Origin of the sequence: Streptomyces sp. NPDC003036 (assembly GCF_040611175.1) — a bacterium.
GTDB lineage: Bacteria > Actinomycetota > Actinomycetes > Streptomycetales > Streptomycetaceae > Streptomyces.
Map to the genome: position 1 here is coordinate 45,894 of NZ_JBEXNO010000021.1, position 14,400 is coordinate 60,293.

Below are 14,400 nucleotides of genomic sequence, written 5' to 3' on the forward strand. Positions count from 1 at the left end.
TTCACACCCATGTCCGGGGGCGGAACCGGTTCGCCCGCTCCACCATCTCGATCCTCTCCTCGCCGCGCTGAGCGAGCCGGGCGAGCACCCGATAGGAGCGCTCCAGTCCGAAGCGCAGGCCGCGCTCGTCCAGTTCGCTGCCCAGCAGCGACGTCTGTACCGGGCCGGCCCCGGGGCTTCCGGAGAGTACCCAGTCCAGCGCGGTACCCAGCACCTCCGTAGCCAACCGCTCGCGGCGCACCGCGTCCAGCCCGAACTGCTGGAGCGCGGAAACCTGCTCGGCCGCCGCCGCCAGGTCCGCGAGCAGCGGGTCGGCGGGGGAGCGGTGGCGCAGCCGGGCCCGTACGGCCGCGACGCGCGCGGCGGTGTAGTGGATCGATGCCTCGGGCACCGACTCCAGCGTCCGTACGGCTCCGGCCCGGTCGCCCGCGGCCAGTTGCACCCGGGCGAGGCCGAACGCCGCGCTCACATAGCTCGGGTCGGTCGTCCACACGAGGCGGTAGTACTCGGCGGCGTTGTCCAACTGGCCCAGCACCTCGGCGCAGACGCCGAGTGCCAGCTTGGGCGCGGGCTCTCCGGGGAACGCGTCGTAGACGGCGTCGAAGGAGAGCGCGGCGTTCTCGTTGTCGCCGGTCGCCAGTGACGCCACGCCCCGGTACCAGACGACCCGCCAGTCGTCGGGGTGCCCGCTCTCCAGGTCCTCCAGGGCCCGGTGCGCCGAGGGGACCTGGCCCGTCTCCAGGTGGGCGCGCAGCTCGCGCAGCCGCAGCTCGACGGAGCTCGCGGGCGCGGTGTGCAGCGCGGCGATCAGCTCGGCGGGTCCGGCCGCCATCAGCCCGGCCAGGAAGCCCGCGTTCGGGTCGCCGGGGTCCACGTGCGGCACGGGCAGCGCCAGCGCGATGGCCCGCGCGTCCAGCGCTCCGAGCAGCGGCGCGGCGGGGCGGGGCGCCACAGGCTCGGTACGCGGCCGGGGCACCTGCCCCGTCACCGGCGGCGGCCCCGGCACTTGACCCGGCCCGGCGGCCGCGAGCCCGGAACCCGGCACCGGTGGCGGCGCGGTCGGCGGCGCGGCCGCCGTCCCGCCCCGCCTCCGGCCGCCGAACAGACCCCGCGGCATCTCCCGCGCGCCGAGCACCGACACCTCGGCCGGCGGCTCCGCGAACAACACCGTGTCCGTGACGCGGACTTCCGGCCCGAACAGCGTCGACAGCGCGGGCCTCGGCCGGCCCGTCTGCAGCGCGACCACCTCGCGCAGCACACCTGTCAGCTGCTCCGCCATCTCCTGCGCGGAGGCGAACCGGCGCGCCGGGTCCGGGTCCGTCGCCCGCACCAGCAGCCGGTAGAACGACTCGTACCGCCGGAACACCTCGATGTTGTCCGGGTCCGGCAGCGAGTCCACGAACACGTTCGTGTACCCCTGGAAGTCGAACGTCAGCACCGCCAGCGTCCGCGCCACCGTGTACAGGTCGGACGCGACCGACGGCCCGACCTCCGCGACCTCCGGGGCCTGGTAGCCGACCGTGCCGTAGATGGCCGACTCGTCGTCGTCCATCCGGCGCACCGCGCCCATGTCTATGAGCTTGAGCTGGTCCTCGGTCTGGATCGCGTTGTCGACCTTGAAGTCGCAGTACAGCAGGTTCCTGCTGTGCAGGTGCCCCAGCGCCTCCAGCGCCTCGATGCCGTACGCGCAGGCCTGCTCGACCGGCAGCGGATCGCGCCGGCCGTCCGGGCCCCGCCGCTCGTTGGCGATGTCCTTGAGCGACTTGCCGCCGACGTACTCCATGACGATGTACCCGTCCAGCGAGCCCGTGCGCTGGTCCAGGTGCTCCACGAAGTTGTAGATGCGGACGATGTTGGAGTGCTCGATCTCCGCGAGGAACCGCCGCTCCGAGATCGCCGCCGCCATCGCGTCCTGGTCGCCGGTGTCCAGCAGGCCCTTGAGGACGACCCACCGGTCGGAGACCGCGCGGTCCACGGCCAGGTAGATCCAGCCGAGGCCGCCGTGGGCCAGGCAGCCCGCCACCTCGTACTGCCCGTGCACGATGTCACCGGCCCGCAGCTTCGGCACGAAGGAGTACGGGTGGCCGCACTTGGTGCAGAAGCCCTCCGTGCGCCCCGGCCGGCCCCCGCGCGCCCGGCCCACCGGCGCCCCGCAGTCGGAGCGCGAGCAGAACCGCTTCCGCTCGGGGACCTCGGGGTTCTCCATGACCACCGAGCGCGGGTCGGGGCGCGGCACGGACGGGATCGCGACGAGTCCGGCGCCCAGCCGGTTGCGCCCGGACTGGCCGGTGGACGAGCCGGAGCTGCGCACCGACACCGAACGCGACGACTCCGTACCGCCCGTCAGGGAACGCGACAGCCGGCCCGACACCGAGCGCCGTGACGACCGGGACGAGGAGCGGGAGGACCGGGACGACGAGCGGGAGCTGCTGCCGGATCCCTTGCCGCCCCCGCCGCCCGCCACACCGGTCGGCGGCGACGACACCATGCCGCCGGGCGAGACGACGGGCGCCAGCCCGCACGTGTCGCAGTACAGCTCGCCGCCGCCCATGTCCTCGTACGAGCCCCCGCAGCCGGGCCGCTGACACGTCTTCACTGACTCCCCCTACGGTCGACCGGGCCGGCTCCCGACACCATGTCCATGGCGGCCTGCTGGTAGCGCAGCACGGCCTGCTCGGCGGCGCGCAGGTCGCACGGGGCGCTCCACAGCATCCGGCGTGCCTGGTCGTACCGCTCGATCAGCAGCGGATCCTCCGCCATGCCGTGCCGGGCCACCTTCGCCTTGTACGCGTCGAGCCGGCCGCGCAGCTCCGCGCGGACCGCGAGCGGCGCGGTGACGGCCGTCAACTGCTCGCGGGCGCGCAGCAGCTCCTCCTCGGCCTCCTGCTCCAGCGCCTCCAGGAGCGGCGACAGCCGGTGCCACTGGGCGTGGCGGCGGTACTCGGCGGCGGTGGCCAGCCGCTCCTGGAGCGCGGTCGGCGGGCCGCTCACCGCCGGCACCTCGGAGGCGGCGATCTTCGCCAGCACCTCGCCCCGGGCCGCCCGCGCCTCCGCGAGCGTCCGGTCCGCGCGCGACAGCACGTCCCGCAGGCGCATCAGCCGCGCCTCGGAGTCCTGCCGGACCTGGAGCACGGCCTCGATCTCGCGCCGCACGTCCTCCAGGGCCCGGGCCGCCCGGTCGTACCGGTCGGTGTCCGGACGTCCGCCGCCGGGCGCCGAACTGCCGGTCGCCGGCCGCCAGAACGCCAGCGGGTCCGTCACCACCTGCGCCCGCAGCGCGGCCAGCTCATGGGTGATGGCCTCCAGGTCGTCCCCCGCCGGGTGCTCCCCGGGCCGTACGCCCACGGAGTGCGCCAGCGAGCGCGTGCGGCCGAGCTCGGCGGCGAGCAGGTCTATGCGCGCGGGCAGTGCCGACCACACCGCGTCCGCCGTGACCACCATGTCGAGGGAGCTCGCGTACAGCTCGTTCATCCGGGCCACCAGCCGCTCCAGCGTGAACCGCTCGGCCAGCGCGGAGGTCCCCGAGACCGTGACGCTCTCGCCGCGCAGCCGCTCCGTCAGCTCGGACAGCTCCTCGCGCCCCGGCCAGCGGCGCCGCGCGCGCACCTCCCGGGCCTCGTGCACGGCGGCGGTGTACGCGTCGAAGTACGTCCACAGCAGGCTGATCGTCCGCTCGGTGGCGGCCCAGCGGTCCTTGGTCGTACCGGTCAGCTCGGCGCCCTCGAGGAGCCTGCGGCCCGCGTGGTCCTGCAGGGCGAGCAGCGAGTCCTCGACCGCCTTGTGCTCCGCCCCGAGCCGCGCCAGCGCACGGTCCACCTCGTCCCGGTCCATCACCGGCCCAGGGGGCTCCGTGACGCCCATCGATCACCTCTTCGCCTCGTGCCCATGTCGGTCAGCTGCTCCGGTACTTCGGTGCCGGAGGGCCGGCTATCCCCGGCAGGTCGGCGCTCAGCCACTTCGTGTACGCCTGCTTCCACGCCCCCTGCCGGTACTCGACGAGCACCTGGTTGACCCGGCGCACGAGGTCGTCCTTGCCGAGCTTCGCGGCGATGCCGTAGTACTCCGTGGTGAACGGACGGCCCTTCAGCTCGACGGCCGGGTCCTGCGCCGCCTGGCCGGCCGCCAGCGCGTTGTCCGTCACCACCGCGTCGACCTCGCCCATCTGCAGGCGGACCAGGCAGTCCAGCTGGTTGGGCACGGTGTAGACGTCCTTGTCGCCCTTGCCGCCGTCGTCCTCGTCCTTGAACGTGGCGCCGAACGACTCCTTCACCAGCGCCTCGTACGCCGTCGTGCCCTCGCCGGAACAGACGCGCTTGCCGGACAGGGTCTTGTTGTAGCCGGTGACCGTCGATTCCTTGGGCGCGAGGACCTGCTGCCCCACCTGGAAGTAGGCGGTCGAGAAGGCGACTTGCTCGATGCGCTTGCAGGTGATCGTCATCGTCCGGACGACGAGGTCGACCTTCTCGCTCTCCAGCGCGGCGATCCGCTGGTTGGTGGGGATGGCGCGGAAGATGACCGCGTCGGGGCTGCCGAGGATGTTGGCGGCGATGGCGCGGGCGAGGTCGATGTCGAAACCTTCCAGCGTCTTGCTGGCGGGGTTGCGGTAGCCCCACCGGTAGCTGTTCTGGTCGACGCCGACGATCAGCTTGCCGCGCGCCTTGATGGCAGCGATGGCGGGGCCGTCGGCGGTGGACGGGGTGAGGGAGGCCTCCGGGTCCTTGCAGGTGTCCGCCTTGGCGGGGACCGCGCCGCTCGCCCCGGACACGGCGGACGCCCCGAGTCCGGTGCCCTGCGACAGCGGCACCAGGGTGAGCGCGGCGGTCAGCCCGCACGCGGCCGCCATCGCCGCGACCCCGCCCCACCCGCGCAGCCGCCCGGCGGCCCGCCGGGTCAGGCTCCGCTCGCCGGGGGTGCCGGCCGCATCGAGGTCCAGCTTGCTCATCGTGCCTCCCCTCACCCTCACCGGTACTCCGACAGCCTGCGGTTGATGCCCATGATGGCCCCCACCGCCCCGAGGACGGCCAGCGCCGTGGCCCCGACCGGCAGGCCGGTCAGCGCGGAGCGGCCGTCCTCGGCGGCGCGGGTGAACTCGCCCTGCTCATGGTCGAGCGCCTTCTTCAGCGCCGCGTCCACCTCGTCGAACGCCTGGCCGGTGGACCCGTCGTCACCGATGACCTTGGCCAGCGCTCCTTCGTACTCGCCCGCGTCGTCCGTGGCGCGCGCCGCAGCGTGCCGCTTCTGCCACTCGTCGACCTGCTCCACCGCCGCCTTGACCGGCTCGCGGCCCTCACTGTCGTCGGCGAGCCGGCCCGCCTCGGCGAGCGCCGCGCTCAGCTTGCCCATGCCCGCGCCGTACTCGGTCTCGTACTTGTCCTTCTTGCCGTCGTCGGTCAGCACGGCACCCCGCGCCACCAGGGTCAGGTTCTCGTTGGCGCGGGCCTTCAGGGAGTTGATCCGCGCTTCGTTCAGCACCTTGAGCGAATCCTGGCCGTGCCGGCCGGCGTCGGTCAGCTGGCTGCGCGCGACCGTGTGCCCGCCCGCCAGCCACAGCAGCACCACCACCGAGGCGGCCGTCGCGGCGAGCAGCCCCTGGTTGAACACCCGGTTGGTCCGCAGATACGTGCGCCGCTGCGCCCACACCAGCGCGCCGACGACCACGACCCCCACCGCGAGGGACAGCCACGGCCAGGCGCGGGCGTCCCGGTCGTCCCGCGCGAGCCGCGCGGTCTCCGCCGCGTACAGCCGCTCGGCGGCGGGCAGCAGCTCGGTCGTCATCTGCTGGTTGGCGTACCGCAGATACGCGCCGCCGAGCGGGAGGCCCTGCCGGTTGGCGGCGCGGGCGCGCTCGATCAGGCCTGTGTAGCGGGGCAGCCACTCGTTGAGCGTGGTGATCTCGCGCGCGGACTGGGACGAACCCTCGGTGTTGGCCGCGGCCTTGACCAGCAGCCGCGACGCGGTCGCGATGTCGTCCTCGTACCGCTCCCGCACGTCCGCGGGCTCCTGCGCACCGGCCAGGAAACCGCTGGCGGCCGCCGTGTCGGCGTCGGCGAGCGAGCGGTAGAGGTGCGCGGCGTCGGCGCTCAGCGGCTGGCTGCGGCCGACCACGTCGTCGGCGGCCGCGGAGCGGTCGGCGACCTCGAAGGCGGTGACGGCCCCGAACGCCACCACGAGCAGGGCCAGTACGGCGCCGATGATCTGCAGCCGCCCGGGCTCCGTGGTCGCGGCGGCACGCAGCCGCGCCCGCCCTTCGGCCCACGCGCCGCGCCCGGCGGGCACGGGTGCGCTGCTCGGCGCCGCTGGCGCGGGCGCGGGCACCACGGGTGTGGGCGCGGGCGCCGCGGTCGCGGGCGCGGCCGACGGCGGGCCCGCCGGTGGCGGCGGCACGCGCGGCCTGTTCGGCACATTCGGTGCGTATGTCACGTGACCTCCCCCTCGGTCGCTGCCCGCAGTATGGCCGTAGGGGCCGACGTTCACACCAGGCTTGACTCGATCTTGTTCCTATCGTGCTGAACGGTGTGTGGAAACACCGCGGCGCCCCCCACTCGCACCGCCGTGCGCTCTCCCCCTTGAATACGCCACCCGCCCCGCATCGGTTCCGCCCCCATACTGACGAACCGAACGCACGTACCGCACCACGTTGTCCACAGCCATCGCCATTAGTCGTACTGCGTCGCCTGTTGCTCGTAGTGCGCCCGCAGCCGCGCCCGCGCCCGCGCCGGCGCGCCCACGTGGTCCAGCCCCAGCAGGCCGGCCCCCAGCACCGGTGGCGCGGTCACGACACGCACCGCCGCCTTCGGGGCCTTCGCCGCCAGCAGTTCGGCGATCCGCGGGGTGAGCCGAGGATGCCGCGCCGCCAGCACACCGCCGCCCAGCAGCACCGGAACCTCCTCGTCCAGCAGGTCCAGCCGGGCCAGGGCGACGGAGGCCATCGCCACCACCTCCTGCGCCAGCCGCTCCACCAGCGCACGGGCCACCGGGTCACCCGCCGCGCTCGTCGCGAACAGCACCGGCGTCAGCTCGTGCCGCCGCTCCGCCGCGATCCGCCCCCGGTGCAGCGCCTCGATCAGCGCGTACATCGAGTCGAGGCCGAAGTGCGCGGGAAGCGTACGCGCCAGCTCCGTCGGCTCACCGCGCCCGTCCTCGGCGCGTGCGGCCCACCACATCGCCTCCTCCGCGAGCCCACTGCCGCCGCCCCAGTCGCCGGAGATCCGGCCGAGCGCGGGGAAGCGGGCCGTGCGCCCGTCCGGCCTCATGCCGACGCAGTTGATGCCCGCCCCGCACACCACCGCCACGCCCCGGGGCTCCTCCACCCCCGCCCGCAGCAGGGCGAACGTGTCGTTCCGCACCTCGACGGAGCCACCCCGGCTCCAGCCCCGGGCCCGTACCGCGTCCGCCAACTCGCGCTCCTCCACCGGCAGGTCGGCGTTGGCGAGACAGGCGGACACATGGGAGACGTACGGCGGGCCGCCCAGCCCGGCGGTCCGGGCCGCCGCGCCCACCGCGTCCGCCAGCACGCCCACCGCGGCATCCACCCCCACGACCGGCGGCTGGAACCCCCCGCCGCGCGCCTCGCCGAGCACCGCCCCGTCCGCGCCCACCACGGCGACGTCCGTCTTGCTGTTGCCCGCGTCGATCGCCAGGACCGCGTCGATGGCCGGCACCGAAGCCTGGTTCACGCCCACGCGAGGTACTCCCGGTTGTGCGCGACGAGCCGGTCCGTCAGGCCCTCGGCGAGCGCGTACTGCCCCACCAGCGGGTGCGCCAGCAGCGCCTTGAACACCCGGTCCCGCCCGCCCCGCAGCGCGGCGTCCAGCGCCAGGTCCTCGTACGCCGTGACGTGCCCGACCAACCCCGCGTACAGCGGATCCATCTCCGGCACCGCCAGCGGCACCGCGCCCGAGCCGTCCACCGCCGCCTGGGCCTCGATCACGGCGTCGTCCGGCAGGAACGGCAGCGTCCCCTTGTTGTACGTGTTGACGACCTGCACCCGCGCCGCCGGGCCCCCTCCCAGCAGGGCGGCGGCCAGCTCCACGGCCGCCTCCGAGTAGAAGGCCCCGCCCCGCTTCGCCAGCAGCTCCGGCTTCTCGTCCAGCGCCGGGTCGCCGTACATCGCGAGCAACTGCCGCTCCATCGCCGCCACCTCGGCGGCCCGCGACGGCTTGGTCCCCAGCTCCCGTACGACCTCGTCGTGCGCGTAGAAGTACCGCAGGTAGTACGAGGGGACGACACCGAGCCGGTCCAGGACGGCGCGCGGCAGCCGCAGATCGGCCGCGACGGCGTCGCCGTGCTCGGCGAGCAGCCGCGGCAGCACGTCTTCGCCGTCCGGCCCGCCGAGCCGCACCGCCCGCTCCCAGGTGAGGTGGTTGAGCCCCACGTGGTCCAGGTGGACGGCACCCGGCTCGACGCCCAGCAGGCGGGCGAACTTCCGCTGGAAGCCGATGGCCACATTGCACAGCCCGACCGCCTTGTGGCCGGCCTGGAGCAGCGCCCGCGTCACGATCCCCACCGGATTGGTGAAGTCGATGATCCATGCCTCCGGGTTCGTCCGGCGTACGCGCTCGGCGATGTCCAGCACCACCGGCACCGTGCGCAGCGCCTTCGCCAGCCCGCCCGCGCCGGTCGTCTCCTGCCCGACGCAGCCGCACTCCAGCGGCCACGTCTCGTCCCGCTCACGGGCCGCCTGCCCGCCGACGCGCAGTTGCAGCAGCACGGCGTCGGCGCCGTCGACGCCCGCCTCCACATCGGAGGTGGTGGTGATGCGACCGGGGTGTTCCTGCTTGGCGAAGATCCGCCGGGCCAGTCCGCCGACCGCCTCCAGCCGGTCGGCGGCCGGGTCGACGAGAACCAGCTCGCTGATCGGGAGCGTGTCGCGCAGCCGCGCGAAGCCGTCGATCAGTTCGGGTGTGTACGTGGACCCGCCGCCCACGACAGTCAACTTCATGGTCAGTGCCTCAGCCCTTCAGCCCTTGACGCCGGTTTCGGTTCCCGTCGGTGTGGTGCGCGCCCTTGAACGACTCCCGGATGAACGACTCCCGGAGGTGTCGAAGAGGTCGTCCCGGGTGGCGGCCAGCGCGCTCTCCAGCGCCCCGCGCAGCACGGGATCCCGCTGTACGCCGCCGAGCACGAGCCGCGGCCGCGAGGCGGCCAGCTCGCCGAGCTCGGCCTCCACGCGCTCGCGCAGCGGTTCGCCGCCGCCGACGATCGCCCGCCCCGACAGCACCACCAGCTCCGGGTCGAGGACCGCGACCAGCGAGGCGAGCCCGGTCGCGAGCCCGGTCGCGTAGGCGTCGAGGAGCCTGCGGTACGCCGGTGGCGCGTCGTCCCGCGCCGCGCGCTCGACGAGCCGGGCGGCGACGTCCGCGTACTCGCCGGGAGGCACGTCGTCGATGCCGTACTCCCGCGCGAGCCGGGGCAGCGCCTGGGCCCCTGCGAGCTCCTGGAACCCACCGGCGTTCGCCCTGGTGACCTGCCGCACGAGCGGCGCGCCCGGCACGGGAAGGAACCCGACCTCGCCGGCGCCCCCGGTGAACCCGCGGTGCAGCCGCCCGCCCAGCACGAGCGCGGCGCCCAGGCCCTGCTCGTTCCACAGCAGGACGAAGTCGCCGTGCCCGCGGGCGGCTCCGAGGCGCTGCTCGGCGAGGGCGACGAGGTTGACGTCGTTCTCGTACTCGACGGGCATCGGCAGCGCGGCGGCCAACTCCTCCAACAGCGTGGGGGAGTGCCAGCCGGGCAGGTGGCTCGCGTACCGGAGGCGGCCCGTGCCGGGGTCGAAGGCGCCGGGCGTGCCGATCACCAGCCGGTGCACCTCGCTCCGCGTGATCCCGGCGGCCTTCACGGCGCCGTCCAGCGCGTCGGTCACCTGCCGTACGACGCCGCCGGCGTCCCCGGCGGGCCGCTTCGGCGTGGCGAGCTCGAACTCGCCGACCACCTCCCCGGTGACGTCGGCGACGGCGGCGCGGACGCGGCGCGGGTTCACGTCGAGCCCGGCGGCGTACGCGGCCCGTGCGTTGACGGCGTACAACTGCGCGCTGGGCCCCGGCCGCCCGGCACTCGTCCCGGTCGCCACCACCAGCCCGGCCGCCTCCAGCCGCGCGAGCAACTGCGAGGCGGTGGGCTTCGACAGCCCGGTGAGCGTCCCGATCCGGGTGCGGGAGAGGGGCCCGTGCTCCAGCAGCAACTCGAGCGCGGCCCGGTCGTTCATGGCGCGCAGGAGGCGGGGGGTACCGGGGACTCCGGTTCCAAGGGTGGTCCCGGACACGAGGGGTTCACCTGCCGATGACTATGACTGTTAGGAAAGCTTCCTGTTCGTGTGGCGCAGAACGTAGGGCGCAGGTCAGGGGGTGTCAATACCCGTGCGGCGGGGCGACCCAGGCCTACACGGATTCAGCCGCCCTGCCCCGCGGCGCCACGTGGCTTTGCCCGAGAAGGAGAGCCGGAGGCCGCCGCACCGGGCGGGCGCACGTTCACCGTGTCCCCGCAATTGCGCACCAGTTACCCCGTCACCTCGACATGACGTGACATCTCTCCAGATAGTGCTACTTGCCCACCCTCAGCTTCTTGCGCCAACAGCTTTTGCGGCCAGAAATGTGTCGCTTACACAGACCGGGTGTCCCTAGGGTCCGTCGCGGCGCTCTCCACGAGATCGCCATATCTGTGATGGGCCTGGGGAGGCCCTGGAGGGGTGGGGTGGGTTATGTCTGCACGCAGGCAGAGATCGGCACGCGCGGTGGCCATGCTGCTCGGGTGCGCGTTGGTGACGGGTGCCGTGCCCGCGGTGGGATACGCGGCGGACGCCGCGAGCACGCCCGCCGGGGCACCGGCGGTGAACCCCGAACAAACCGCGTCCGAAGCAGCCGTCGCGTCCGGCAGGCCGGTCGAAGTGACGGAGGCGCGGACGGAGTACACCACGACGGTGGCGAACCCCGACGGCACGTACACGCTGACCCAGGCCACGACTCCGCAACGCGTGAAGACGGCCGAAGGTTCCTGGCGGGACATCGACGTCACGCTGGAAAAGCGGGCGGACGGCAGCGTCGGCCCCAAGGCGGCGATGGTCGACCTGTCCTTCTCGGGCGGCGGCCAGGGCAAGGACCTGATCACGTTGGGGAACGACGAGGGGACTCTGTCCCTGAGGTGGCCCAGTGCTTTGCCGGAGCCCCGGCTGTCCGGGCCCACGGCGACCTATCCCGGCGTCTTCGAGGGCGTGGACCTCCAGCTCACCGCCACCGCCGTCGGCTACCGCGAGGTCTTGGTCGTGCACTCGGCCAAGGCGGCGGCCAATCCGCAGCTCAACGAGGTCACCCTCAACGCCGCCGGTGACGGTCTTCGCGTCGTGCCCGGTCCGGGGGGCGGGTTGCGGGCCGTCGACGACGACGGCAACACCGTCTTCAGCGGCCCCGCCGGGCAGATGTGGGACTCCGCGGGCGGCGACCCCGGCGACACCGGTACGCGTACCCAGCTGCTCCGCACGGCGCCGCAGGCCGGACCCACGGTTCCGCCGGGCGGCAGCGCGGACCCCGGCACGCGAGCGGGCGACGACGCGGCACATCCCGGCGAGGGCGACGCGGCGGCCGAGCTCCCGGTGAAGGTGACCGGCGAAAAGGTCACGATCACCCCCGACACGAAACTGCTGCGCGGCGCGAACACGGTCTACCCGGTGTACATCGACCCGCCCATGGGCCTCGGCCGGCAGGAGCGCACGGTGCTGTCCTCGGACGGCGACCGCTTCTGGGACTTCGACGGCGATCACGGGGTCGGCAACTGCAGTGTGCAGGGCCCCTACTACTGCGGCAGCAACTACACCAACCGCATGTACTTCGAGTTCGCGCCGACGAGCCTGCCGGGGAAGTACGTACTGGACGCCACCTTCCGGGCGTACGAGACGTGGTCCTTCTCGTGCGACCCGAAGTGGGTCGACCTGGTGCGCACCGACAACATCTCGGAAGCCACCCGCTGGCCCGGACCCAAGCACCTCGATCTGATGAACGACCAGTACGTGTCGGCCGGGCGGGGCACCAACTGCACACCGGAGCAGCCGGACAGGTGGGTCGAGTTCCATGACAACCGCTCGGAAACCGACGAGAACCTCATAGCGACCGTACGGGCGCTGGCGGACGGCAAGATCAGCCGGCTGACGCTCATGCTGAAGGCCAAGGACGAGGGCGACCCGGCGGCGTGGAAGCGCTTCGACGACAACGCCGAGCTGCAGATCGTGTACATCGCCAAGCCCGGAGTGCCCGGCCTGCGCGTGGCGTCGGGAGACGGCGGCTACTGGGACTGCAAGGGAACGGCCACCGATCCGCAGATCGTGACCCGGCTCACCCCCACGTTCCAGGCGACCGTGCAGACGCTCGTGAAGCCGAGGCTGGTGAACGAGCGCGGTTCGCTCCGGGCGTTCTTCCACGCCCAGCGGCGTGCGTCCGACGGTTCCTGGGTGAACACCTGGAGCACGAGCATGCCGGAGACCGGCTACGACCCGGACGACACGGTGGAGAACGCGCAGCTGCCGCACGGCGAGGACGGGTTGCTGTACCGCGTCTCGGCGCTCACCCAGTCCCACTGGACGTACGGCACGAAGAGCGGCAGCCTCTCCTCCCCGTACCACTCGTGGTGCTACTTCAAGATCGACGTAGCCGCTCCCAAGGCGCCGCGGATCACAGCCGGCTCGCCGTACACCGCGTGCACCCCCACCCTCTGCGAGGGCGCGGGCGGCCCGGGCGTACCCGGCACGTTCACCTTCGCCCCGAACGCGGCTGACTCGGACGTCACGACCTACCGCTGGTACCTCGTCGGACAGGCGCGAGCCCACGAGTCGGCCGGGCCCATCGCCAAGGACGTGGCGGTCTTCCCCTCACTGTCCGGCACCGTGACGCTGGCCGTGCAGGCCAAGGACGTCAACCAGCGATGGGGCGAAACGGCGCAGTTCCTGTTCAAGGTCAAACCAGCTGAGGGCGAAGTGGGACGCTGGCGCTTCGGCGACCGGCCGACCGACACCACCACGGTGATCAGTAAGGACACCGCTACCGAAGGACTCCGGCACGACGCCACCCTGTACGGCGGCGCCTCCTGGGCGGACCAGGGCCGACGCGGCGCGGGCGACTACTCCCTGGGCCTCAACAGCGCGGACCCGGCCAAGCAGCAGGCGTACGCCGCGACCGGATCGGCGGCGGTGAACACCAGCTCTTCCTTCACCGCCGCGGCCTGGGTCTACCTCACGGAGGGCACGACCAACCGCGTCGCACTGGCCGCTCCGGGCGCCCAGGACGCCGCGTTCACCGTCTACTACTCATACGCGAAGCGCCGTTGGGCGTTCAACCGCGGCTCACAGGACAAGGTCGACGCCGTCGACATCATCACCTTCGCCGACCCGGGCGAGTCACCTCTCAACGTCTGGACCCATGTGGCCGGTGTCTTCGACACGAAGGGGGACACCGACAAGTCCAACGACACGATCCAGCTGTTCATCAACGGCAAGCCGCAGGGCCAGCCGGTCACTCTCGCCGCCGTGGTGCCCACGTACGAGCCGTGGTTGTCGGTCGGCGGTCTCCAGATCGGCCGTACGAAGGGCCAAGGCGTCTACGCCCAGTACTTCCGGGGCCACATCGACGAGGTCGCCGTCTGGCAGCGCGCTCTCGGGGAACGGGAGCTGAGGCAGGAGGCCGGCCTGTCCGGCGAGGACACCCCGACGGTGGAACTCGTCGCCGACTGGAACGCGGGAGCCTTCACCGGCACCGAGATCAAGGACACGAGCGGCTACGGCCGGCCCTCGCTGAAGCTCTCGGCCACCGGAGCGCGGGCCGGCGAGGAAGCTCTCCTCCTGGACGGAACCAGCGGCCATGTCTCGGCCACCGGTCCGGTGGTGGACGAGAAGGGGTCCTTCACGGTCACCGCGCGCGCCCGGCTCGACAAGGCCGTGTTCGCCGGAAAGCCGGTCGGCTACCGGGCGATGGTGTTCGCCCAGCCCACGACGGTCGGCAGCGAGTCCTCCTGGGCCCTGTGGGCCGAGAAGGTGGCGGACGGCGTCTACCTGTGGAGGTTCGGCCGCACGGCCGTCGACGCCACGGGCACGGTCACCGAAACGGCCTCCGTCCCCGCGCAGGAGCCCGCCGCCGTCGATACGTGGGTGCAGGTGACGGGCGTGTTCGACGCCTCCGAGCAGACGGCCGTCGGGTACGGCAAGACGCGCCTCTACGTGGGCATGTTCGAGCAGGATCCGCGTGAGAAGGCCGAGTTCACCACCCCGACCCAGGGGACGGGCGCCCTCACGGCCGGCAAGGGCTCGGCCGCCGGTACCACCGGGCACCACCTTCCGGGCGCGCTCCAGGACCTGCGCATGTGGTCCGGGGCGATGTCCGCCGATCAGGTCGGCGCCCTCATCGGCTGACCGCCAGCACGGGCAAC

The 14,400-nt window shown here is 73.1% G+C and carries 8 protein-coding genes; 1 reads left to right on the forward strand and 7 read right to left on the reverse strand.

What is annotated here, in order from left to right:
- Position 1: 1 nt before the first annotated feature.
- The 7 genes from ABZX67_RS17435 to ABZX67_RS17465 form a co-directional block, all read right to left on the reverse strand.
- A complete protein-coding gene (locus ABZX67_RS17435; RefSeq protein ID WP_355361033.1) occupies positions 2-2,551 on the reverse strand; it encodes a tetratricopeptide repeat protein in 2,550 nt (849 codons plus the stop codon).
- A gap of 41 nt (positions 2,552-2,592) precedes the next feature.
- The gene (locus ABZX67_RS17440) at positions 2,593-3,861 is read right to left on the reverse strand and encodes a hypothetical protein (protein WP_355360851.1); all 1,269 of its coding nucleotides are present in this window, start codon (positions 3,859-3,861) and stop codon (positions 2,593-2,595) included.
- A 31-nt stretch (positions 3,862-3,892) separates the two neighbouring features.
- A complete protein-coding gene (locus ABZX67_RS17445; RefSeq protein WP_355360854.1) occupies positions 3,893-4,942 on the reverse strand; it encodes a glutamate ABC transporter substrate-binding protein in 1,050 nt (349 codons plus the stop codon).
- Positions 4,943-4,959: 17 nt separating this feature from the next.
- On the reverse strand, positions 4,960-6,276 hold the full coding sequence (locus ABZX67_RS17450; RefSeq protein WP_355361036.1) for a hypothetical protein: 1,317 nt from the start codon (positions 6,274-6,276) through the stop codon (positions 4,960-4,962).
- Positions 6,277-6,656: 380 nt separating this feature from the next.
- Complete coding sequence (locus ABZX67_RS17455) at positions 6,657-7,682, reverse strand: BadF/BadG/BcrA/BcrD ATPase family protein (RefSeq protein WP_355360857.1); 1,026 nt, start codon at positions 7,680-7,682, stop codon at positions 6,657-6,659.
- A complete protein-coding gene (locus ABZX67_RS17460) occupies positions 7,673-8,941 on the reverse strand; it encodes a 6-phospho-beta-glucosidase (protein ID WP_355360860.1) in 1,269 nt (422 codons plus the stop codon). Before ABZX67_RS17460 ends, ABZX67_RS17455 begins: the two co-directional genes overlap by 10 nt.
- 18 nt (positions 8,942-8,959) lie before the next feature.
- Entirely contained in the window at positions 8,960-10,258 is a 1,299-nt protein-coding gene (locus tag ABZX67_RS17465) for an ROK family transcriptional regulator (RefSeq protein ID WP_355360863.1), read from the reverse strand.
- A gap of 435 nt (positions 10,259-10,693) precedes the next feature.
- On the opposite strand from ABZX67_RS17465, the gene ABZX67_RS17470 reads away from it, so the two are divergent.
- Positions 10,694-14,383 (forward strand): LamG-like jellyroll fold domain-containing protein, encoded by a 3,690-nt coding sequence (locus ABZX67_RS17470; protein ID WP_355360866.1) that lies wholly within the window; start codon positions 10,694-10,696, stop codon positions 14,381-14,383.
- Positions 14,384-14,400: the final 17 nt, after the last annotated feature.